Origin of the sequence: Duganella rivi, assembly GCF_009857435.1 — a bacterium.
Lineage (GTDB): Bacteria > Pseudomonadota > Gammaproteobacteria > Burkholderiales > Burkholderiaceae_D > Rugamonas > Rugamonas rivi.
Map to the genome: position 1 here is coordinate 353,895 of NZ_WWCK01000006.1, position 21,388 is coordinate 375,282.

Here is a 21,388-nt window from a genome sequence, read left to right on the forward strand (position 1 = left end):
AATTCCGCATTTTCACAAGCCATCTCCATCATTGCGATAGCTAGGCAGTAGACCATGCGTCCGGCCGGAGCAGCAATCAACATTGTGATTTTCAATATCGAAGATTTTTTTGACAATTTTGATTCAAATCAAAATTGTTGCAGAAAGTTCTCACCCGCTTTTTACGCTGCAATGCAGCATGAGAATTTTTGCAAGGTATTGATTTTTATGGGGAATTTGGTGCGGCTGGCGGGGATCGAACCCACGACCCTTGGCTTCGGAGGCCAATACTCTATCCACTGAGCTACAGCCGCGACAGGGGGATACACGAAGGTGTGCCGTAGGATACCGTTTTTATCGCACCCCGTCCATGGGGGCGTGTCGTTTTCAACAAGTTTGCGTTTCCCTCGGGGCATTCTTGTGTCTATAATCAGCCGTTTGGTGAATGTTTTACAAGGCAGCTGCTGATCCACTCTTCGCGCCACCCGGCTTGAAATTTGTCTGTTAAGGAAATCATGAGCGACGCACACAACGAACACGAATCCGCCATCAAAACGCCTAAGCAACTGGTTGCAGCCGTTGTCGGCGTCTTCGCAATAACCATTTTCGGCATCATCCTGCTAGTCCAGTTTGTGACGACCAATAAGCTGACCGGCGCCGGCTCCAACAGCCAGTCGCCGGAAGAGATCGCCACCCGCATCGCTCCTGTCGCCGACCAAGGCTACACCCTGAAAGACGCCAACGCGCCGAAAGTGCTGCAAACCGGCGAAGCCATCTACACTGCCACCTGCGCAGCCTGCCACGGCGCCGGCGTTGCGGGCGCACCGAAGTTCGGCGATGCCGGCTCGTGGGGCGCGCGCATTGCGCAGGGTTACGACACCGTGGTGAAGCACGCAATCGAAGGCTTGCGCGCCATGCCTGCCAAAGGCGGCAATCCTGACCTGGATGACGTGGAAGTCGCGCGCGCCGTGGTCTACATGGCCAACGCTTCGGGCGGCAAGTTCAAGGAACCGGCTGCTCCGGCGCCAGCCGCCGCACCGGCCGCTGCTGAACCGCAAAAGTAAGCGGCTACCGCCTCAACGAGAAACCGGCCTGCGCGGCCGGTTTTTTTATTTGCACAGGCCGAATGCCTTGCGATCCGCGAAGTAGCGGTAAGTGAAGGTACGCATCGGATACTTGGTGAGTGCGATTTCAAATGCCGGCGGTGTGATGTCAAAGCGCTCCGGCAGTTTCTCACTCACGCGCAGACGCACGCGCCAGATGGTTTCGTCGCCGGTAGCGCCGGCGATCAGCATATCCGGCACCTTGGGAATCTCTTCCACAATTTCCGGGCGCGACGTAGTGGTGCGCTGATAGAAGCTCACCAGTTTCGCCTGAGCCAGCACCGGCCCTTTCGGCGCAGTGACGTTGTAATCGCGGCTAGTGAACAGCGCCCGCTGGCCACGCGGCACAATGTAGACAAAGGTGAACTCAGCCCCGCCATCCGGCAGCGTCACCGGCGGCGTGGTCGACACGCTGATCCCGCGCGGCAGTTCAAAGCGCGAACCGTCCTGCCAACTGGCGCACTCCGGCGTCGCCGCCATGTACACATCAACCGGCGTATAAGATTCGCCGCAAGCACTCAGCAGCAGCGGCAAGGCAAGAGAGGATGCGATGTAGCGCAAACGCATGATGTTGAACTTCTTGAAATTGGAAGCCGCTAGTTTACTCTGAAATGGTAGAAGGTCTTACCGTTTTGAGGAGAATCACTATGTCTATCCCACTTATCGACGACGATGTAAAACTGGAGCAGGCAGCGCAATTTCTTAATGTGTCACAGCCGTATCTGCTCCAGCTACTTGAACAAGGTGCTGTTGATCTAAACAACTTGGCAGCGTACAAGGCTGAACGAAAGAAGATTTCTCAACAAGCGCTCCAACAACTTGTAGATCAAGCGCAGGAGCTAGACATGGGGTACTGATGGCTGCGAATGTCGACAGAGTCGTGCTGGACGCTTGCGTACTCTACCCCGCACCACTACGCGACTTGCTGCTGAGTTTGGCTTCGGCTGGTTTGTTTCAAGCGAGATGGACAAGGATGATTGAGGCTGAGTGGATTACAAGCCTACTCGAAAATCGCACAGATCTCCGTCCTGAAGCCTTGGCCCGCACCGCAGAACTGATGAATCAAGCTATCGATGGCAGTTTGGTCGAACACTTCGAGCACCTGATTGATTCAATAACGCTTCCCGATCCCGACGATAGGCATGTTTTGGCGGCTGCCATAGCCTGCCAAGCAACGACTATCGTCACCTTCAATATAAGAGACTTTGGGCAGCCGCCAGCGATCACCATCTTGCATCCCGATGATTTCTGTACGGGTCTGTATGCAAGGGAGCCAGAAATCGCCGTAGCGGCTATCCAAGCGCTACGGCGGCGACTACGTCGGCCATCCAAAACCGCGCAGCAACTCATCGAAACCTACGAGCGCCACGGCTTGCCAAAGACGAGCCGCATTCTGCGAGCTAATACTGCCCTGCTCTGAAATGAAAAAAGACCGCATTGCTGCGGCCTTTGCTTGCATTATCGTGGAATTACCACATGATCACGCGGTCTTTCGGGGCGAGGTACATCTTGTCGCCCGGTTTGATGCCGAAGGCGTCGTAGAAGCCCGGCTGGTTGCGCATGGTGCCGTTGGCGCGGAACTGGCCTGGCGAGTGCGGGTCGGTCTTGATCTGCTGGATCTGTGCCGCTTCACGCATCTTCATGCGCCACACTTGCGCGAAGCCCATGTAGAAGCGCTGGTCGCCGGTCAGGCCGTCGATCACCGGTGCTTTCTTGCCTTTCAGCGACAGCTTGTAGGCTTTGTACGCAATTGCTACGCCGCTGTTGTCGGCAATGTTCTCGCCCAGGGTCAGCTCGCCGTTGACGTGGTAGCCAGGCAGCGGGCTGAACTGGTTGTACTGCTCCACCAGCATCTTGGTCTTGGCTGCGAAGTTCTTGTGATCCTCGGCGCTCCACCAGTCGCGCAGGTTGCCGTCGCCGTCGTACTGGGCGCCTTGGTCGTCGAAGCCGTGCGAGATTTCGTGGCCGATCACGCCGCCGATGGCGCCGTAGTTGACCGCGTCATCCGCGTCCGCGTTGAAGAACGGCGCCTGCAAGATCGCTGCCGGGAACACGATTTCGTTCATCTCCGGGTTGTAGTAGGCGTTGACGGTTTGCGGCGTCATGCCCCACTCGTCGCGGTCGATAGGCTTGCCCAGCTTGTTCAGCTCTTTGTTGTAGTCGAACTGGCGCGAGCGCATCACGTTGCCCACCAGATCATCCTTGCGGATTTCCAATGCGCTGTAGTCGCGCCACTTGTTCGGGTAGCCGATTTTGTAGGTGAACTTGGCCAGCTTGGCTTGCGCCTGCTTTTTGGTGACCGGGGTCATCCAGTCCAGCTTGTCGATCGAGGTCTTGTACGACGCCAGCAGGTTTTTCACCAGCTGTTCCATACGCGCCTTGCGCTCGGCCGGGAAGTGTTCGCCAACATACAGCTTGCCGACGGCTTCGCCCAGCGCGCCTTCGGTCACGGACACGCCGCGTTTCCAGCGTGGACGCTGCTCGGTCACGCCGCTCAGCACGGTGCCGTAGAAAGCGAAGTTTTCATCGACGAAGGCCTTGCTCAGGTACGGCGCGTGCGCGCGCACCACTTGCCATTGGAAGTAGGCTTTCAGGGTTTCCAGCGGGGTGCTTTCCAGCAGCGCGGTCATGCCTTTCAGGTAGCTCGGCTGGCTGACGATCACGTAGCTGACTTTGCCTGCAACGCCGGCATCGGCCAGGTAGGCGTTCCAGTCGTAGCCCGGCGCTACTTCGCCCAGCTTGGCGATGTCGACCTTGTTGTAGGCTTTGACCGGGTCGCGCAGTTCCACCTTAGTCCATTGCAGCTTGGCCAGTTCGGTTTCAAACGCAACGATGGAGCGCGCGGTGGCGGCGGCATTGGCGTCGCCTGCCAGCGTCAGCATCTTGGCGATGTGCTTCTCGTACTTGGCCAGCGTGTCGGCCAGCTTGGCGTCGTCGGCTTTCAGGTAGTAGTCGCGATCCGGCAGGCCCAAGCCGTCCTGGTACAGGTCGGCCACGTATTTGGTCGAATCCTTGTTGTCCTGGTGGACGCCGTAGGTGTACGGTGCGCTCACGCCGATCTGGTTGAAGTGCGAGATCAGGGCCGGCAGTTGTTTTTTGTCGCTCAGCGCGGCAACCTTGGCCAGTTCCGCGTTCAGCGGCGTCAGGCCCAGTTGTTCCAGCTTGGCTTCATCCATGAAGCTGGCGTAGAAGTCGCCGATGCGCTGTGCTTCCGGGCCGCCGGCCTTGTTGCCAGCAGCGCCTTCGATAATCGCGCGCAGTTGCGGCTGGATGTCATCGCGCAGCTTGGCAAAGCTGCCCCAGCTCGACTTGTCGGCCGGGATCTCGGTCGTGGCCAGCCACTTGCCGTTCATGTGGGTGAACAGGTCGTCCTGCACGCGCACGGCCGGATCGATGTATTCGACGGCGATGCCGGAGGCCGGCTTGCTTGCTACTTTGGCGCTGGCAGGGGCGGCGCTTTTGGCGCTGTCTGCGGCGCCGGCCAAACCTGCGATCAGGCTCAGCATCAATGCACTTACGAGATGACGTTTCACGAGGATTTCCTTCTAGATTTTAATAAGAAGGCCCATTGCTCAGGATGGGCCAGACTGCGTTTATAACACATCACCACATGATGACGCGGTCTTTGGGCGCCAGGTACATCTTGTCGCCCGGCTTCACGCCGAAGGCTTCATAGAAGCCCGGCTGGTTGCGCACCGTGCCATTGGCGCGGAACTGATCCGGCGAGTGCGGATCGGTTTTCAAAGAGACGATTTGCTGCGCATCGCGCATCTTGGCGCGCCACACCTGGCCGAAGCCCATGTAGAAGCGCTGCTCGCCAGTCAAGCCGTCGATCACCGGCGCCGGCTTGCCGCCCAGCGACAGCAAGTAAGCCTTGTGGGCAATGGCTGCGCCGCTGTTGTCGGCAATGTTCTCGCCCAAGGTCAGCTCGCCATTGACGTGGTAGCCCTTCACCGGACTGTAAGCGCTGTACTGCTTGACCAGCATCTTGGTCTTGGCGGCAAAATTTTTATGATCGGCCTTTGTCCACCAGTCGCGCAGATTGCCGTCGCCGTCGTACTGCGCGCCTTGGTCGTCAAAGCCGTGGCTGATTTCGTGGCCGATCACCGCGCCGATGCCGCCGTAGTTGACTGCATCATCGGCTGCCGCGTCAAAGAACGGCGGCTGCAAAATCGCTGCCGGGAATACGATCTCGTTAAGCTCAGGGTTGTAGTAGGCGTTGACGGTTTGCGGCGTCATGCCCCACTCATCGCGGTCAATCGGCTTGCCCAGCTTGTTGACTTCCTTGGCGTACTCGAACGCGCGCGAGCGCATGCGGTTGCCGACCAGGTCATCCTTGACCACCACCAGCGACGAATAGTCGCGCCACTTGTTCGGATAGCCGATCTTGATGGTGAACTTGGCCAGCTTGGCTTGCGCCTGCTTCTTGGTTTCCGGGCCCATCCAGTCCAGCGTTTCGATGCTCTGGCCGAACGCGATCAGCAGGTTCTTCACCAGTTCTTCCATGCGCGCCTTGCGCTCGGCCGGGAAGTGCTGCTCGACGTACAGCTTGCCCAGCGCCTCGCCCAGCGCGCTATCGGTGAAGTTGACGGCGCGTTTCCAGCGCGGCTCCTGCTCGTTCACGCCGCTCAGCACCTTGCCGTAGAAGGCGAAGTTCTCTTCCGCGAAGTCCTTGGACAGGTAGGCGGCGTTGCCGTGCAAGACATGCCACTGGAAGTACACCTTCCACGTCGCCAGCGGCACCTTGTTGAGCACCTTGTTGAAGCCGGTGATGTAGCTCGGCTGGCTGACGATCACATAATCGACCTTGCCGGCGATGCCGGTATCGTTGAGCCAGGTAGTCCAGTCGTAGCCGGGCGCCAGCTTGGACAGCTGATCGAGCGGCACCTTGTTGTAGGCCTTGATCGGATCGCGCAATTGCACCTGCGTCCACTGCACCTTGGCCAGCTCGGTTTCCAGCGCGACGATGGCTTTCGCATCGGCCGCCGGATTGGCGTTGCCGGCCATGCCCAGCATCTTGGCGACGTGCAGCTCGAACTTGGCCAGCGCGTCGGCCATCTTCTTGTCCGACTTCTTCAGGTAGTAATCGCGGTCAGGCAGGCTCAGGCCTTCCTGCACGATATCGGCCACGTACTTGGTCGAATCCTTGTTGTCCTGGTGGATGGTGAAGGCGTACGGCGCGATGTAGTAGCGGTTGAAGTGGGCGATCAGCGCCGGGATTTGCTTCTTGTCGGTCAGCGCTGCCACGCGGTCAAAATCGGCTTTCAGCGGCGTCAGGCGCAGCTGTTCCAGCTTGGCCTCGTCCATGTAGCTGGCGAAGAAATCGCCGATGCGCTGGGCATCCGTGCCCGGCTGCTTGTTCGGATCGGCGGCGGCCGCTTCGATGATGGCGCGCAGCTGCGGCTTGGTGTCGTCATCCAGCTTTTCAAACGAGCCCCAGCTCGACTTGTCCGACGGGATTTCCGTGTTGGCTAGCCACTTGCCGTTCAGATTGAGGAAAAAATTATCCTGCGGGCGCACGCTGTTATCGATGTTACCGATATCAACGCCCGAGGTTTTAGGTTCAGCATGTACGCCGGCCGAGGCCAGCAGCCCCAGCATCAGCGCGCTTACGAGAGTGGTCTTCAAGTCTATATCTCCGAATGTATAGGCGAGTCTCGGAACAATAGCAAAAATACCACTCCCGGTCATCTTTACCAGATGCTCACGCGCTGTTCCGGCGCAACATACAGCTTGTCGCCGGGCTTGACACCAAAGGCTTCATAGAATCCCGGCTGGTTCACCACCGGGCCGTTGACGCGGAACTGGCCCGGCGAATGCGGGTCGGTCTTCACTTGCAGGATTTGCTGGTCTTCGCGCATCTTCACGCGCCACAGCTGGCCCCAGCCCATGAAGAAGCGCTGCTCGCCGGTGAAGCCATCGATCACCGGCGCCGTCTTGCCGGCCAGCGACAGCTTATAAGCCTTGTAGGCAATCGCCATGCCGCTGTTGTCGCCGATGTTCTCGCCCAGGGTCAGCGCGCCGTTGACCTTGTAGCCCGGCAGCGGGCTGTAGCCGCTGTACTGCTTGACCAGCGCGTCGGCCTTGGCGCGGAAGTTGGCGCGGTCTTCCTTGGTCCACCAGTCGCGCAGATTGCCATCGCCGTCCGACTGGCTGCCGCCGTCGTCGAAGCCGTGGCCGATTTCGTGGCCGATCACCGAGCCGATGGCGCCGTAGTTGACCGCATCGTCAGCGCGCGCATCAAAGAACGGCGGTTGCAGGATGGCGGCCGGGAACACGATCTCGTTCATGGTCGAGTTGTAGTAGGCGTTGATGGTTTGCGGCGTCATGCCCCACTCTTCGCGGTCGATCGGCTTGCCCAGCTTGGCGATCATGCGTTGGTGGCGGAAGTACTCGGCACGCAGCACGTTGCCCATCAAATCATTCTTCACCACCGACAGCGCGCTGTAATCGCGCCACTTGTTCGGGTAGCCGATCTTCGGCGTGAACTTGGCCAGCTTGGCTTGCGCCTCCAGCTTGGTGGCCGGGCTCATCCAGTCGAGGCCGTCGATGCTTTGCTTGTAGGCGGTCAGCAGGTTCTTCACCAATTCATCCATGCGCGCCTTGCGCTCGGGCGGGAAATATTCCGCCACGTACAGCTTGCCCAAGGCTTCGCCGAGGCTGCCTTCCACCAGCGCCACCGCCGACTTCCAGCGCGGCGGCTTGACGGCCACGCCGGTCAGCACGGTGCTGTAGAAATCGAAATGGGCGTCGGCAAATTCTTTCGACAAATACGGCGAGGCTTCGCGCAGCAACTGCCACTCAAAGTAGGACTTCCACGTGGCGAGGTCGGTCTTTTCCAGCACGGCGTTGAAGCCGGTCAGATAGCTCGGCTGCTGCACGATCACGTAGCTGACCTTGTTGGCGACGCCGCTGGCGGCCAGTGCGTGGCCCCAGTCGAAACCGGGCGCCAGCTCGGACAGCTCTTTCACCGTCATCTTGTTGTAGCGCTTGACCGGATCACGGTTCTCTACCTTCGTCCACTGCGCCTCGGCCAGCGCGGTCTCCAGCGCAACGATTTTCTTGGCGTTGGCGTAAGCGTTACGGTCGCCGGACAGGCTCAGGATTTTGCCGATGTGCAGTTCGTACTTGGCCAAAGCGCTGGCCATCTTGGCATCGTCTTTTTTCAGGTAGTAGTCGCGGTCAGGCAAGCCAAGACCGCTCTGGCCGATATAGACCGCATACTTGGTCGATTCCCGCGCATCCTGGCGCACGCTCAGGCCGTACGGCGTGCTGACGCCGATCTGGGTCAGGTGCGCAAACAGCAGCGGCAAGCCCTTCTTGTCCTTGAGCGCGCGGATGCGGTTCAGTTCGCCGGTCAGCGGGCGGATGCCCAACTCGTTGAGCTTGTCTTCATCCATGAAGCTGGCGTACAGGTCGGCAATTTTTTGCGGCTCGGTGCCGGTCTTGGCTTTTTCAGCGGCGGCCTTTTCGATCAAACCGCGCAGCTGCGGCAGCGTATCGTCGCGCAGCTTGGCGAAGGTGCCCCAGCTGGATTTCTCGCCCGGGATCTCGGTGGTCTTCAGCCAGCTACCGTTGAGGTAGGTGAAGAAATCATCTTGCGGACGCACGCTGGTGTCCATGTTGGGAATTTCGATGCCGGAGATCGGCTCCGCTGCGGTGGCGAAGGCGGTCATCAGGCTCAGGGTCAGTGCGGTCAGCAAGCGTGGTTTCACAGCGTGTCCTTATGGTTAGAACTTCATTTCGTACTTGATGCTCCAGACCGTGTAAGTCTGGTTGACGGTGTTGGCCATTTGGGTCAGGCCGTTGGTGGTGACGGTATTCGTGCCGATGGCGTCCTCGGCCGCCAGATTGTTGGCCGAGATGCGCACCTGGTTGCGCGGGTTGAACTTCCACAGCGCGTACGCATCAAACGAGCGCTTGCGGCTAGTGTAGACCAGCTGCGACAAGCTGCTTTGGATCAGCGTTTCCGGCGTCCAGTTCAGGCTGCCACCTAGCGTGAGCGGCGCCTCCTTCATGCGGTAGTCCATGCCGAGGTTGGCGGTTTGCTTGGGCTGTGCATCGAGGCGGTTGTTCGGGCCGGGAATGTCATCCACGCTCGACCAGAAGCGGCTGTAGTTGCTGCGGAAATCAATTGCCGGCGCATCGGCCATCAACTCCTGCAACTGGAACTTGGCTTCGAGCTCGATGCCCTTGGTGCGCGCGTGGCCGATATTGCGCGGCGTCGACACCCAGCGCGGGCCGGTGCTGGTGTTTTGCAGCGTGATGTCGCGGCGGATCAAGTCGTCGATATCGCGGATGAAGCCGCTGGCGCTCAAGATGCCAGCGCGGCCAAGGTAGTGCTCGTAGGCGACGTCGAGGCCGGTCGCCAATTCCGGCTTCAGGTTCGGATTGCCGGTGCGGTCAGGACGCGTAGCGCTGTTCAGGCGCGACAAGGCTGGCAAGGCAATCAGATCTTGAATATTGGCGGCCTTGTAGCTCTTGGTCAGGCTGGCGCGGATTTGATCTTTCTCGTGGCCGGGAATGCGGTACACCGCGTGCAGCAATGGGCTGAGTACGCTGCTGGTATTGCTGATCTCGCCCTTGGCGCTGCTGCTGGTGGTGCGGATGCCTTCCCAGCGCACACCGGCGTAGCCCGACCATTGCGAGGAAATATCCCACTCGTCCTGCACAAACACGGCAAGGCGGCGCGTGTCGGCGGTGAGGTTGTCGCCGGAATCTTCAAACTGGGCGTTGCCGTCCTTATCGACCGAGGTCTTGGTTTCTTCGCGGTGGCCCAGCTCGATATCCCAACCGGCCGCCAAGCCGTGCTGCTTGCCGATCGGCGTGCTGTACTTGCCGCCAGTGCTGGCGCTGCGGTCGCGCACGGTGGCGGTGTCGGTGAAGCGATCCAGTAATATGCCAGCGTTGTCGTACTGGTAGCGCAGCGAGTCGTTGTCGCTATGGCCGCTGCCAAAGCCGAACTTCACGTCCAGCTTGGCCGCGCCTTCCAGCTTGTGCACCCAGTTGCCGAAGCCACGGAAGAAAGTGGCCTCGCTGTGCGCGTTGGTCTGCGCGAGGTTGTACTCGGGCGGCTGCAGCAGCGATGCGGGCACGAGGCCGCTGTTTTGCGTGAGGTCGCTGCGCGCGTCGCTGTCGCTGCGGTTGACCATCAGGAAGGGCTGGAAGTTCAGCGTATCGCCGCCGTCAAACTTGTAGGATAGGCGCGGCGTCAAATGCAGGCTACGCGTTTCGCGCTGAGTTTGATCGAGAACGTTCTCGTCCTTGCTGACCTGGCCGTCGCTGCGGGTGTCGAGATTGTGCGTCTCGGTTTGATCGTGCTGGTGGTTTCCCGAAATGGTGCCGGTCAACAGCCACGTCAGGCTACCGGTCTTGCCCGGTACGGTCAGCGAAATATTCGGCGCGTGGCGGCCCTGCTCGATGGTGTCGGTAATCTTGAGCTGGTTGTCGCGCTGCTGGTAGCCGTCGCGCAGAATGATGTTGATGGTGCCGGCAATCGCCCGCGTGCTGTGCTCAGCCACCGGGCCGCGCATGATTTCGATCCGCTCCACCTGATCCGGCGACAGCGACTCCATCGAGAAGCCGGCCGGCGGACGCTCGCCGTTCAGCAGGATCTGCGTGTAGCCGCTGCCCATGCCGCGCATGCGCACGTCGCCTCCGCGGCCGGGACGGCCACCGAGCGTCACGCCCGGCAAGCGCTTGAGCACATCGCCGAGATTGCTATCGCCATTGCGATCCAGCTCCTCGCGGCCGTAGATCTGCTTGCCCGCCACCGAATTACGCCGCTCGGCCATATCGTCGGCGCGGCCGCCGCTGATGGTGACCTGCTGCATCTGCTTGTCCACAGCGGCCTTGACCGTGGGCTGCGGCGCGGCATCAGCCGGTGCGCTGTCGGTCTGGGCGCTGGCGTTGGCCGCGCCTAGCAAAGTCAGCCAGGCAAGCGGTAATAATTTGCTCATGATCGTAGTCGTTAGAATTCTTGCGGAGGAATTCTACCGTCATGACTGGCTGCCAAGCCGCTTGCCGCCTGCTTTTTACTTTTCGATACACGGCCTAGGGGGAACCCTTATCAGCCGCCGCCCGGCAAGCTGATGTTGGCGCCGCCCGGGCCGCCGCTGACGCCCATGCCACCGCCGCCGCCACGCCGGCCGCCACCGCGATGCTCGCCGCCCTCTTCCTTGCGTTCCGGGCGCGGTGCGGCGCCGCCCTCGGGCGCCACGCGCTGCAATTGCTCGCTCAGCATCTGCGCCACGGTTTGGCGCTGGCTTTCACTCAGGGCATCATTGACAGTCAGCCACCATTCGCGCAGCTGCTTTTCCTCGGCCGCGCTGATATTGGTTTCCTCGTCCATCGCCTTGCCCAGATCGCGCAGCTCGACATTGGCGCCCTGCGCACCGGCCAGCGTAGCCGCTTGCAGGCGTTCGCGGCGGGCCTTGCGCTCGCTGAGCAGCTTGCGGGTCTTGGATTCCGTCTGCGCCCACAAGGTTTGCTGATTGGCGTTCAAGCTCAGCGATTTTTTCAGCTCCGACGCCATCGGCAGGTAATCCTCGGCGCGCATCTCCGCCACCGGCAGCGCAAAGGCCGGGGACAGCAGCGCGGACAAGATCAACGCAGCACTCAAGCGGCGAACAGGAAATGGCAGAAATCGCATGTAAGCTCCGTAGATAAAAAAAAACCAGCGCTTGGGGCGCTGGCAAAAACCACTTCAGGGTAGAGAGAAATACGAGTTCAGTGTAGGACGCGAAATTCGCTGTTACAGTCCTTCTTACAAATACTTACTGTCGTGAACGCGAGGGATACACTGCATACAAAACAGCAAACTTGGCGTTTCACCAAGCGGGCATTGGTGTACTTTAAATGTCAACGCGAACCGTTGTAAAACCTCGTAAAGGTATAAATCATTTCGTGACGGCTACTACGTTTGCCGGGAATCAGGTTTATACTCAAACTCAGGCAGGCTGCGGGGCCGCAGTGGCCATCAGAAATCGTTTCGACAGGTGAAACATGGGCAAGAAATTAAAGAATTCCGGTCTGGTAGGACTGGGCGTGGTTGCCGGCGTTGCCATCTCGCTGCAATTCTCCGCCATGGCGCAAAAGCCGATGGATCCGCCGCTGCCGCTGGAAGAGCTGCGCCAGCTGGCCGATGTGTTCGGCCTGATCAAATCCGATTACGTGGAACCGGTGGAAGACAAGAAGCTGCTGACCGAGGCGATTTCGGGCATGGTGGCCTCGCTCGATCCGCATTCGGCCTATCTGGACAAGAAAGCCTATGCTGAACTGCGCGAAGGGTCGCAGGGCAAGTTCGTCGGCCTGGGCATTGAAATCGGCCAGAGCGAAGATGGCTACATCAAGATCGTGGCGCCGATTGAAGATTCGCCTGCATGGCGCGCCGGCATCAAGCCGGGCGACCTGATCAGCCGTCTCGACAACACGCCAGTCAAAGGCATGACGCTGGACGACTCGATCAAGAAAATGCGCGGCGAACCAAACAGCAAGGTCAGCCTGACCGTGCTGCGCAAGGGCGAGGCCGAGCCGCTGGTGTTCAACATCACGCGCGAAGAAATCCACCAGAAAAGCGTTAAGGGCAAGCTGGTTGAGCCCGGCTATGCATGGCTGCGCATCTCGCAATTCCAGGAGCCGACCGTGGATGACATGGCGGCCAAGATTATCGAGCTGTACAAGCAAGACCCGAACATCAAGGGCTTGGTGCTGGATCTGCGCAACGATCCGGGCGGCGTGCTGCAAGGCGCGATTGGTGTGGCGGCGGCCTTCCTGCCGAAAGATTCGCCGATCGTGTCGACCAACGGCCAGCTGCCGGATCAAAAGCAAATCTTCTACGGCCGTCCTGAATACTACGCGCTGCGCAACGACAGCGATGCGCTGGCCAAGCTGCCGGCCGCCGTCAAGCGGGTGCCGATGGTGGTGCTGGTGAATACCGGATCGGCCTCGGCCTCGGAAATCGTCGCCGGCGCGCTGCAGGATTACAAGCGGGCCGAGATCATCGGTACGCAGACCTTCGGCAAGGGCTCGGTGCAGACCATCCGCCAGCTGACCGCCGACACCGCTGTTAAACTGACCACGGCGCGCTACTACACGCCGAATGGCCGCTCGATCCAGGCCAAAGGCATCACGCCGGACGTGCCGGTGGATGAATACGCCGACGGCGACGGCCTGAACGCCCTGCGCACCCGCGAAGCCGACCTCGACAAGCACTTGGCCAACGACCGCGAGCAAGAAGGCGAAAAATCCAAGCGCGACGAACTGGAAGAACAGCTGCGCATCGTGGCGCTGGAGAAAAAACGCAAGCCGCTGGAATATGGCAGCGGCGAAGACTTCCAGCTGCAACAGGCGCTGAACCACCTGAAAGGCTTGCCGGTACAAACCGCCAAGCCAGCCACGACCGTGGTGTCGGTGGATGCATCGCTCAAAAAGGATTTGGCCAAGAAATAAAAACCGGGGTCAGTTCTGCCAATCGCACACGGGCTCTGCCGTACTGGCTGTTACGGCAGAGCCCGTGTGCGATTGGCAGAACTGACCCCGAAGTTTTTATTTTCCGGTAACGTGCAGGCATATTGTGTAGAATTTGCCTCATTATTGGCGTTAGCCATTTGCTTAATTTGAAAGTTTAATCATGAAACAAGCCGTCATCAGCGGTACCGGCCTCTACACGCCCGCGCAGTCGATCAGCAACGAAGAACTGGTCGAGTGCTTCAATACCTACGTTGAACAGTTCAACGCCGACAACGCCGCCGCCATTGCGGACGGCACGGTGACGGCATTGGAACCGTCGAGCGTGGCCTTCATCGAGAAAGCCTCCGGCATCAAGTCGCGCTACGTGATGGAAAAAGCCGGCATCCTCGATCCGAAACGCATGGTGTCGCATATCCCTGAGCGCGCCGACGACGAACTGTCGCTGCAAGCGGAAATCTGCGTGGCCGCCGCCCAGCAAGCCATGGATCGCGCCGGCAAAACCGCCGCCGATATCGACATGGTGCTGGTCGCTTGCTCGAATATGCAACGCGGCTACCCGGCGATGGCCGTGGAAGTGCAAGAAGCGCTGGGCATCAACGGCTACGGCTTCGATATGAACGTGGCCTGCTCGTCGGCTACCTTCGGCATCCAGCAGGCAGTCGCAGCAGTGCAAAGCGGCCAGGCGCGCGCGGTGCTGGTGCTGAACCCGGAAATCACCTCGGGCCACCTGAACTGGCGCGACCGCGACAGCCACTTCATCTTCGGCGACGCCTGCACCGCCATCATCGTTGAAGCAGCCGAGACCGCCAAGGGCGCGCACCGCTGGGCGATTCTGGACACCAAGCTGAAAACCAGCTTCTCCAACAATATCCGCAACAACTTCGGCTTCCTGAACCGCTTCGATGAAAACGGCGTTGGCCAGCCGGACAAACTGTTCCGCCAGCAAGGCCGCAAAGTGTTCAAGGACGTGTGCCCGATGGCCGCCGAGATGATCAAAGACACCGTGGCCAACGCCGGTCTGGAAATCCCGCAGGTCAAGCGCTTCTGGCTGCACCAGGCCAACCTGAACATGAACCTGCTGATCAGCCGCATGGTGCTGGGCCGCGACGCCGAGCCGGGCGAAGCGCCGGTGATTCTGGACGAATACGCCAACACCTCGTCGGCCGGTTCCGTAATCGCCTTCCACAAACACTCGGACGACATGGCCGCAGGTGAGCTGGGCGTCATCTGCTCGTTCGGCGCCGGCTACTCGATCGGCTGCGTGGTGGTGAAGCGCATCTAATCGACGAAGCGCAAGTCCTTTAACCCTATCGTCGGCAGGATGGCGCGGAGGTAGGGTTCCAGGAAGTCGGGCTGGCGGTCGCGGGGGCCGCCGCGGCTGATGGCGATGTAGACGGGACGGTCGGGCAGCGTGCCGATTTTGCCTTCGGACGTGGAGTTGAAGGTGACGCCGATGCGGACTACGTGATCCAGCCACGCTTTCAGCGACGATGGCACGGTGAAGTTGTGCATCGGCGTGGCGATCACCAAGGCATCCGCCGCTTTCAGTTCTTCGATCAGCAAATCCGACCAAGCCAGCGATGAGCGGCCTACTGCGTGCGCCGCGCCGCCCTGGTAGCGCGCCAGCGTGTTGGAGTACAGGCTGTCCACGTGTGGCAGCGGCTCGGCGCACAAGTCGCGCAGTACGACACGCGCATCGGGATGCTGCTCGCGCAACTGCGCTATCGCTTTCAATGATAAGCCATAGCTCACCGATTCCTCACCACGCGCACTCGCGCTGATGTGCAGTATCTTCTTCATGCGAACACCTTCCCAAATCGCAGTGCACCGGGCAGCAGGCCTTCGCGGAAGTAGAAGCGCTGCGCCAGCACGTTGCTTAATCCCGTATCAAGCACCAGCCGCGCACATTGAGATTCCTGCGCAAACACGGTCAGCTTCTCCAGCAGCAGCGCGCCCCAGCGGCGGCTGCGGTGCTTTTCCGCCGCGATCAAATCATCGACGTACAAGAAACGGCCGTACACCGTGTTCTCCTGATAGCGATAACCGGCCAGCGCCACCACTTCCCCCTCATCCCACACCGCCAGTATGCGGTAGTTCTGCTCGTGCTGACGCATGACCTGCGCCACGAACGCATCTTCCGATACGAGATGCGGACGCAGCTCCTTCATCACCGCGTAGCAGGCGCGCAGCTCCTGCTCTGTTTCTACGATTTTCATGGCTTATCCTTTCAAAACGCCATCGTAGGCCGTCAATGGCATAATCCCCAGAGCCATGAAATAACATTTGGAGTAGGCCATGGATTTCCTCCAGCTAGACACCAACGCCGCCGAACCGCTCTACCGCCAGATCTACACCCGCTTCCGCAGCGCCATCGCCGACGGCTTGCTGCAACCGGGTGATCGCATTCCCGCCGCGCGCGCCCTGGCTGCGGAACTAGGCCTGGCACGCGGCACCGTGGAATCGGCCTATGCGCTGCTGACGGCGGAAGGCTACGTCGAAGCACGCGGCCAAGCCGGCACCGTGGTCACGCCAGCACTGGCGCGCCACGCGCCGCTATCGCCAACGCCACGCCCGGCCGCCGCCCGCGACAACCTCGGCGACGCGGCCTCCTCCACCAAGCCGTTCCAGATGGGCATACCGGCGCTGGACGTCTTCCCGCGCAAGGTGTGGGCGCGCCTCGCCGCGCGCGCAGTGCGCGCCACCGGGCCGCAAGACATGATCTATCCGCCGTGGGCCGGTCTGCCGGAACTGCGCATCGCCATCGCCGCCTACCTGCAACTGTCGCGCGGGATCGACTGCACGCCGTCGCAAATCTTCATCACCAACGGCTATCGCAACAGCATGGAACTCGTCATGCGCGCCCTGCTCCAACCGGGCGACGGCGTATGGGTCGAAGATCCCGGCTATCCGCCCACCAGCGACTTGCTGCGCGCAGCAGGCATGCAGCCCACGCCGGTATCGGTGGATGCCGAAGGCTTGATGGTGTCGCACGGCGTAGCCACCGCGCCCAAGGCCCGCGCCGCCATCGTCACGCCCGCGCATCAAAGCCCGCTGTGCGTCTCGCTATCGCTGCCGCGCCGACTGGCGCTGCTCGATTGGGCAGCGCAGTCGAAAGCATGGATCGTGGAAGACGATTACGACGGCGAGTACCGCTACGTCAGCCGCCCGCTGCCGGCGCTGCAAAGCCTCGACCGCAACGGCCGCGTGCTGTACTCCGGCACCTTCAGCAAGGTGCTGTTCCCGGCCATCCGATTGGCCTACCTCGTGGTGCCGCCGGCGCAAGTGCAGCGCTTTGAAGAGATCAGCCGCACCTTTGCCGCCAGTGGGCCGACGCTGATGCAGCACATCGTGGCCGACTTCATGAACGAAGGCCACTTCGCCCGCCATATCCAGCGCATGCGGCGCCTGTACGCGGAGCGCCGCCAGATCACCGCAGATGGCTTGTCGTCGGTACTGGGCAAGCATATGCAGGTCGATCCGCAGCCGGGCGGCATGCATCTCGTGCTGCGCATGAAAGGCCATCACACCGATCGCGCACTGGCGGCGCGCATGCGCGAACACGGGATGTCGGCGCTGGCCCTATCGGAACGCGGCGTGCTGCCGCATGGCGCATCGGCGCTGCTGCTGGCCTTTACCAACATTGACACCAAAACAAGGGCGCAGGAACTGGGCAAGCGCATACTGAAAATCATGGCCTAGTGCGATAGGCTATTCATGGCCCTTCTTTGATAGTCCATGCGGGCGCACAATGATTCCATCGTAACTAACCAACTGAAGGAAATCATCATGAGCAAACGCCTCGAAGTATTCAAATTTGCACCAGCAGCCTACAAAGGACTCAGCGCTGTCAAAGAATACGTGTCGTCGGCCCTGCCGGCCGAACTGCTGGAACTGGTCAACCTGCGCGTATCGCAGATCAACGGCTGCGCCTTCTGCATCGACATGCATACCCGCGACCTGCTGAAACAAGGCGTCAAGATTGACAAGATCGCCCTGCTGCCGGTGTGGGACGAAGCGGCCGCCCTGTTCAGCGCCAAGGAGCAAGCCGCACTGGCCTGGGCCGAAACCGTCACCCGCGTCGAGCAAACCAAAGTGCCGGACGCCGACTACCAAAAAGCGCTGGCCGTACTGGGCGAACAAGAACTGGCCGACCTCACCGTCGCGGTGGCGCTGATGAATGCCTTCAACCGTTTCGGCGTCAGCATGCGCATGCAACCGGCCGCATTGGCCGCTTAAGTCAAATTGCAGGGCGAATGTGCTACGCTGAGGGTTTCCCGTAGATTTTTTGCCAAGGAGCCCCGCACGCATGCCCCACAATATCAGCCTGATTACCACCATCGCCGCCGCACTGGGAGCCGGTCTCCTGTTCGGCTATCTTGCAACGCGCCTGAAGCTGCCGGCGCTGGTGGGTTATCTCGCTGCGGGCATTATCATCGGCCCGGCCACGCCGGGCTTCGTCGCGGATACCGCATTGGCCGGCCAATTGGCCGAAATCGGCGTGATGCTGATGATGTTCGGCGTCGGCTTGCACTTCTCGCTCGATGATCTTTGGGCCGTGCGCAAAGTGGCGCTGCCCGGCGCGGTGCTGCAAATCGCCGTCGCCACGGCGCTTGGCATGGCACTCGCGCACTACTGGGGCTGGACGATCGGTGGCGGCCTGGTGTTTGGCCTTGCGCTATCAGTCGCCAGCACAGTGGTGCTGCTACGCGCCCTTGAGGAGCGCGGCATACTCGATAGCTTCAATGGCCGCATCGCAGTCGGCTGGCTGGTGGTGGAAGATTTAGTCACTGTACTGATGCTGGTGCTGCTGCCGGCGTTGGCCGGTTCGCTCGGCGGTGAAGTGGTTGACGCACATGGCGGCCATGGTGGTGGCGGTGGCGATCTGTGGACAACACTAGCCCTCACGCTAGGCCAGGTCGCCGCCTTCATCGTGCTGATGCTGGTGGTTGGCCGCAAACTGTTCCCCTGGATTCTGTGGCAAGTGGCGCGCACCAATTCGCGCGAGCTGTTCACGCTGTGCGTGATCGCGGCGGCTGTCGGTATCGCCTACGCATCCACCCACTACTTCGGCGTGTCGTTCGCGCTGGGCTCCTTCTTTGCCGGCATGGTGCTGCGTGAGTCGGCGCTGGCGCATCGTGCCGCTGAAGAATCGCTGCCGCTGCGCGATGCGTTCGCGGTGCTGTTCTTCGTTTCGGTCGGCATGCTGTTCGAGCCGTCGATTCTGATCGAGCAGCCGCTTAAGCTGCTGGCCGTGGTGCTGATTATCGTAGTCGGCAAATCGGTGGCCGCCTTCCTGCTGGTGATTGTGCTGCGCTACCCGGCCAAGACCGCGCTGATGGTCTCGGCCAGCCTCGCGCAGATCGGCGAATTCTCCTTCATCCTTGCTGCACTGGGCCTGTCGCTGAAGCTGATGCCGGTGGAAGGGCAAAGCCTGATCTTGGCCGGCGCCATCATCTCCATCGCCTTGAATCCGGTGGTGTTCCGCGTGACCAAGCCGCTGGAGCGCTGGTTCAGCACCAACCCTTCGCTGGCGGCGAAATTCGACCGCCCTGCCGACCCGCTGGCCGAGCTGCCGATGTCGGTGCCGCACGAGCATCTGCGCGGGCAAGTGGTGCTGGTTGGTTATGGCCGCGTAGGCCGCCGCATCGCCGCAGCGCTGAAAGAAAAAGGCATCGCCTTCGTGGTCGCGGAGCAGAACCGCGAGGTAGTCGATCAACTGCGTAAAGAAGGCATCCACGCCGTGGCTGGCAACGCAGGCGAGCCGGCAGTGCTGATCCAGGCCCACATCGCGCACGCATCGATGCTGGTGATCGCCACGCCGGACACCTTCCACGTCCGCACCATGATTGAGACTGCGCGCGCGCTCAATCCCAACATCAAAACCGTGGTTCGCACCCACAGCGACGAAGAGGCCGACCTGCTGCGCAACGAGCGTGCCGGCGAAATCTTCATGGGCGAACAAGAACTAGCCAAAGGCATGACCGCACACGTGCTGGCAAGCCTGAGCCAATCTAACAAAGGTCACGCACACTGATGATGAAACGCGTTTTTGCGCCTTGCGCGCTTGCTGTTCTTTTGCATGCGGCACCTGCCCAAGCTATCGACAAGACCAAGGAAATTCCAGTCCTCATCGCCGAATCGATCGACCCGCGCGGCGCGCCGCTACCGACGCCGCCCATCATCTCCGCCGTCGTCAACCTGCTGGCGGAGGAGACCGGACTGAACCTCGTGATCCGCGCCTACCCATGGCGGCGCGCGCAAGTGATGGCGGAGCAAGGCGAAGGCCTGCTGTACGGCGCCGCCAGCACGCCGGAGCGGCTGCGCGTATTCAAATTCACCAAGCCGGTGTACGACGCCAATCAATGGCTGGTATCGTCGGCGCAAGCGCCGCTGATCTTCCACCGCTGGGACGACCTGCGCGACAAAGTAATCTCGATCGGCGTGGGCGGCAAGTACGGCCCGGAGTTTGAAGCGCGGCGCGAAAAACTGTTCAAGATCGAGCAGGATGCAGCTTCTACTGAAAATCGCCTGAAGATGCTGAGCACTCACCGCGTGGACGCGGTGCTGCTCGACAGCTTCCGCAATCCGGCGCAACTGAGCGCCAGCCTGAATTGCCGCTTCCCAGGCGACCACTGGGTGGTGTCGGAAAAATCGGTCGGCTTTGAACCGCTGCTGATCGCCGTCCCGAAAAGCAATCAGCTAAGCAAACTGCTGCCGAAGCTAAACAGCGCCATCACGCGTCTGCACAACAACGGCAGCATGCAAAAAGCCGTCGACAGCGTCGCCAACATCACTGGCTGCTGACACTTAAAGCCGCGGCCACGAGACGCTCCATGCTGGGGTCTGCGGCCGGGCAATTGGCCAGTTGGATAATCGACATGCGCAGTTGCGGCAAGCGCACGATCAGGGTGCGGAAGCCCCACAGGGCGCCGCCGTGGAATACCACGCCTTGGCCGCTTCTTTGCACGATCTCCAGCCCAAAACGGTAATCGGGAATCGTCCCGTTCAGGAAAGGCGATGGCGCCAGCATCGCGTGCAGGAGGCTCGATTTATCGGCCCACTGGCGATGCCATTCCACTTCCCACTTCGTCAATTCCGCGATGCTTCCATAAACGCCACCATCGCCAACCGTGTTGGCGTTGCCGAGGTGCTGCTTGTATCCAAGCGGGCGCGCTGGATCGGCCTCGTAGCTGAAAACGCGATTCGGGATCAAGTTAAAGCGATCATCGTCAAAGGTCATGTGGTGCATGCCTAGCGGCTCAAACAGCACCTGCTTCGCGTAGCGCGCCATTGGCATGCCGCTTAAGCGCTCCATCAGCGCGGCCAGCAAGATGTAGTTGCTATTGCTGTAGCGATGCTCGCTCAGCGTGGTGCACTCCACCGTGTCGAGCGTGGCGATGATGTTGAGGAGCAGCCGGTTGTTGAAGTAGTCCGCCTCGTGCCGTCCCAGCTGGCAATGCAGGAATTGGAAATAGTCGGGAATGCCGCTGCTATGATTCAGCAAACTGCGCAAAGGGAAAGGCTGCTCAAACTGCGCCAACTCCGGCAAGTGCACGCAGACATCATCATCAAGGCCGATGCGCCCCTGACGCACCAGCGACAGCACGCAGGCCGCCGTGAACTGCTTCGACTCCGACGCCAGGTAGTATGCCGAATCGCGAGTCAGCGGCACCTGGTGTTCCAGCGACGCCATACCGTGATGAAGCTCGAACTCTGTCTTCCCATCACGGATGACCGCAGCACTAAAACCGGGGCCAGAAGGCGGCAGGCTGGCCTGAATTTGCTCGAAGTAGTCCCGAAGTTTTTGCACGCTATATTTACCTATTCAATTTCTG

18 protein-coding genes and 1 tRNA gene are annotated in these 21,388 nt (G+C 60.7%); 9 read left to right on the forward strand and 10 right to left on the reverse strand.

The features are described 5' to 3' along the window. Positions 1-217: 217 nt before the first annotated feature. A tRNA-Arg gene (locus GTP45_RS21125) sits at positions 218-293 on the reverse strand. Positions 294-494: 201 nt separating this feature from the next. Here GTP45_RS21125 and GTP45_RS21130 point away from each other — a divergent pair. After that, positions 495-1,043, forward strand: a complete 549-nt coding sequence (locus GTP45_RS21130; protein WP_161015829.1) for a c-type cytochrome — start codon at positions 495-497, stop codon at positions 1,041-1,043. A gap of 45 nt (positions 1,044-1,088) precedes the next feature. Here the strand turns inward: GTP45_RS21130 and GTP45_RS21135 are convergent, their stop codons facing one another. Further along, a complete protein-coding gene (locus tag GTP45_RS21135; RefSeq protein ID WP_161015830.1) occupies positions 1,089-1,649 on the reverse strand; it encodes a hypothetical protein in 561 nt (186 codons plus the stop codon). An 80-nt stretch (positions 1,650-1,729) separates the two neighbouring features. Here GTP45_RS21135 and GTP45_RS21140 point away from each other — a divergent pair, with 80 nt between their 5' ends. Further along, positions 1,730-1,939: a MerR family transcriptional regulator gene (locus GTP45_RS21140; RefSeq protein ID WP_161015831.1), complete on the forward strand. Its 210-nt coding sequence runs from the start codon at positions 1,730-1,732 to the stop codon at positions 1,937-1,939. Further along, positions 1,939-2,502, forward strand: a complete 564-nt coding sequence (locus tag GTP45_RS21145) for a PIN domain-containing protein (protein WP_161015832.1) — start codon at positions 1,939-1,941, stop codon at positions 2,500-2,502. Before GTP45_RS21140 ends, GTP45_RS21145 begins: the two co-directional genes overlap by 1 nt. 49 nt (positions 2,503-2,551) lie before the next feature. On the opposite strand, the gene GTP45_RS21150 is transcribed toward GTP45_RS21145, so the two are convergent. From GTP45_RS21150 to GTP45_RS21170, 5 genes are all read right to left on the reverse strand, one after another. After that, positions 2,552-4,588: a M13 family metallopeptidase gene (locus GTP45_RS21150; RefSeq protein WP_166454710.1), complete on the reverse strand. Its 2,037-nt coding sequence runs from the start codon at positions 4,586-4,588 to the stop codon at positions 2,552-2,554. A 97-nt stretch (positions 4,589-4,685) separates the two neighbouring features. Further along, the gene (locus GTP45_RS21155; protein ID WP_174821675.1) at positions 4,686-6,683 is read right to left on the reverse strand and encodes a M13 family metallopeptidase; all 1,998 of its coding nucleotides are present in this window, start codon (positions 6,681-6,683) and stop codon (positions 4,686-4,688) included. A gap of 92 nt (positions 6,684-6,775) precedes the next feature. Further along, the gene (locus GTP45_RS21160; RefSeq protein ID WP_161016165.1) at positions 6,776-8,758 is read right to left on the reverse strand and encodes a M13 family metallopeptidase; all 1,983 of its coding nucleotides are present in this window, start codon (positions 8,756-8,758) and stop codon (positions 6,776-6,778) included. A gap of 54 nt (positions 8,759-8,812) precedes the next feature. Then, complete coding sequence (locus tag GTP45_RS21165; RefSeq protein ID WP_161015835.1) at positions 8,813-11,041, reverse strand: TonB-dependent receptor plug domain-containing protein; 2,229 nt, start codon at positions 11,039-11,041, stop codon at positions 8,813-8,815. 110 nt (positions 11,042-11,151) lie between these two features. Continuing rightward, a complete protein-coding gene (locus GTP45_RS21170; protein WP_161015836.1) occupies positions 11,152-11,733 on the reverse strand; it encodes a hypothetical protein in 582 nt (193 codons plus the stop codon). Positions 11,734-12,086: 353 nt separating this feature from the next. Here GTP45_RS21170 and GTP45_RS21175 point away from each other — a divergent pair, with 353 nt between their 5' ends. Then, the gene (locus GTP45_RS21175) at positions 12,087-13,532 is read left to right on the forward strand and encodes a S41 family peptidase (RefSeq protein WP_161015837.1); all 1,446 of its coding nucleotides are present in this window, start codon (positions 12,087-12,089) and stop codon (positions 13,530-13,532) included. A gap of 181 nt (positions 13,533-13,713) precedes the next feature. Further along, positions 13,714-14,835, forward strand: coding sequence for a beta-ketoacyl-ACP synthase III (locus GTP45_RS21180; RefSeq protein ID WP_161015838.1), 1,122 nt, complete (start codon positions 13,714-13,716; stop codon positions 14,833-14,835). Here GTP45_RS21180 and GTP45_RS21185 read toward each other — a convergent pair. Continuing rightward, positions 14,832-15,353 carry an FMN-dependent NADH-azoreductase gene (locus GTP45_RS21185; RefSeq protein ID WP_161015839.1) on the reverse strand — a complete coding sequence of 174 codons (522 nt, stop codon included), beginning with the start codon at positions 15,351-15,353 and terminating at the stop codon, positions 14,832-14,834. The two genes, GTP45_RS21180 and GTP45_RS21185, sit on opposite strands and share 4 nt — an antisense overlap. After that, positions 15,350-15,769 carry a GNAT family N-acetyltransferase gene (locus GTP45_RS21190; RefSeq protein WP_161015840.1) on the reverse strand — a complete coding sequence of 140 codons (420 nt, stop codon included), beginning with the start codon at positions 15,767-15,769 and terminating at the stop codon, positions 15,350-15,352. Before GTP45_RS21190 ends, GTP45_RS21185 begins: the two co-directional genes overlap by 4 nt. Positions 15,770-15,848: 79 nt before the next feature. Between GTP45_RS21190 and pdxR the strand changes: the two genes are divergently transcribed. The 4 genes from pdxR (at position 15,849) to GTP45_RS21210 (ending at position 20,357) form a co-directional block, all read left to right on the forward strand. Then, on the forward strand, positions 15,849-17,252 hold the full coding sequence (gene pdxR, locus GTP45_RS21195; RefSeq protein ID WP_161015841.1) for a MocR-like pyridoxine biosynthesis transcription factor PdxR: 1,404 nt from the start codon (positions 15,849-15,851) through the stop codon (positions 17,250-17,252). An 87-nt stretch (positions 17,253-17,339) separates the two neighbouring features. Continuing rightward, on the forward strand, positions 17,340-17,789 hold the full coding sequence (locus tag GTP45_RS21200; protein ID WP_161015842.1) for a carboxymuconolactone decarboxylase family protein: 450 nt from the start codon (positions 17,340-17,342) through the stop codon (positions 17,787-17,789). Between the two features lie 70 nt (positions 17,790-17,859). Continuing rightward, the gene (locus GTP45_RS21205; protein ID WP_161015843.1) at positions 17,860-19,587 is read left to right on the forward strand and encodes a cation:proton antiporter domain-containing protein; all 1,728 of its coding nucleotides are present in this window, start codon (positions 17,860-17,862) and stop codon (positions 19,585-19,587) included. Next, positions 19,587-20,357 carry a substrate-binding periplasmic protein gene (locus tag GTP45_RS21210; RefSeq protein WP_161015844.1) on the forward strand — a complete coding sequence of 257 codons (771 nt, stop codon included), beginning with the start codon at positions 19,587-19,589 and terminating at the stop codon, positions 20,355-20,357. The genes GTP45_RS21205 and GTP45_RS21210 overlap by 1 nt, the downstream gene beginning before the upstream one ends. On the opposite strand, the gene GTP45_RS21215 is transcribed toward GTP45_RS21210, so the two are convergent. Continuing rightward, positions 20,344-21,363 (reverse strand): serine hydrolase domain-containing protein, encoded by a 1,020-nt coding sequence (locus GTP45_RS21215; RefSeq protein WP_161015845.1) that lies wholly within the window; start codon positions 21,361-21,363, stop codon positions 20,344-20,346. The genes GTP45_RS21210 and GTP45_RS21215 overlap by 14 nt on opposite strands. Between the last annotated feature and the right edge of the window lie 25 nt (positions 21,364-21,388).

Bases quoted from the DNA above. Each gene is read 5' to 3' on its own strand.
- GTP45_RS21130 (WP_161015829.1), top strand. From the start codon at position 495: ATGAGCGACGCACACAACGAACACGAATCCGCCATCAAAACGCCTAAG.
- GTP45_RS21135 (WP_161015830.1), bottom strand. From the start codon at position 1,649: ATGCGTTTGCGCTACATCGCATCCTCTCTTGCCTTGCCGCTGCTGCTG.
- GTP45_RS21140 (WP_161015831.1), top strand. From the start codon at position 1,730: ATGTCTATCCCACTTATCGACGACGATGTAAAACTGGAGCAGGCAGCG.
- GTP45_RS21145 (WP_161015832.1), top strand. From the start codon at position 1,939: ATGGCTGCGAATGTCGACAGAGTCGTGCTGGACGCTTGCGTACTCTAC.
- GTP45_RS21150 (WP_166454710.1), bottom strand. From the start codon at position 4,588: ATGCTGAGCCTGATCGCAGGTTTGGCCGGCGCCGCAGACAGCGCCAAA.
- GTP45_RS21155 (WP_174821675.1), bottom strand. From the start codon at position 6,683: ATGCTGGGGCTGCTGGCCTCGGCCGGCGTACATGCTGAACCTAAAACC.
- GTP45_RS21160 (WP_161016165.1), bottom strand. From the start codon at position 8,758: ATGACCGCCTTCGCCACCGCAGCGGAGCCGATCTCCGGCATCGAAATT.
- GTP45_RS21165 (WP_161015835.1), bottom strand. From the start codon at position 11,041: ATGAGCAAATTATTACCGCTTGCCTGGCTGACTTTGCTAGGCGCGGCC.
- GTP45_RS21170 (WP_161015836.1), bottom strand. From the start codon at position 11,733: ATGCGATTTCTGCCATTTCCTGTTCGCCGCTTGAGTGCTGCGTTGATC.
- GTP45_RS21175 (WP_161015837.1), top strand. From the start codon at position 12,087: ATGGGCAAGAAATTAAAGAATTCCGGTCTGGTAGGACTGGGCGTGGTT.
- GTP45_RS21180 (WP_161015838.1), top strand. From the start codon at position 13,714: ATGAAACAAGCCGTCATCAGCGGTACCGGCCTCTACACGCCCGCGCAG.
- GTP45_RS21185 (WP_161015839.1), bottom strand. From the start codon at position 15,353: ATGAAGAAGATACTGCACATCAGCGCGAGTGCGCGTGGTGAGGAATCG.
- GTP45_RS21190 (WP_161015840.1), bottom strand. From the start codon at position 15,769: ATGAAAATCGTAGAAACAGAGCAGGAGCTGCGCGCCTGCTACGCGGTG.
- pdxR (WP_161015841.1), top strand. From the start codon at position 15,849: ATGGATTTCCTCCAGCTAGACACCAACGCCGCCGAACCGCTCTACCGC.
- GTP45_RS21200 (WP_161015842.1), top strand. From the start codon at position 17,340: ATGAGCAAACGCCTCGAAGTATTCAAATTTGCACCAGCAGCCTACAAA.
- GTP45_RS21205 (WP_161015843.1), top strand. From the start codon at position 17,860: ATGCCCCACAATATCAGCCTGATTACCACCATCGCCGCCGCACTGGGA.
- GTP45_RS21210 (WP_161015844.1), top strand. From the start codon at position 19,587: ATGATGAAACGCGTTTTTGCGCCTTGCGCGCTTGCTGTTCTTTTGCAT.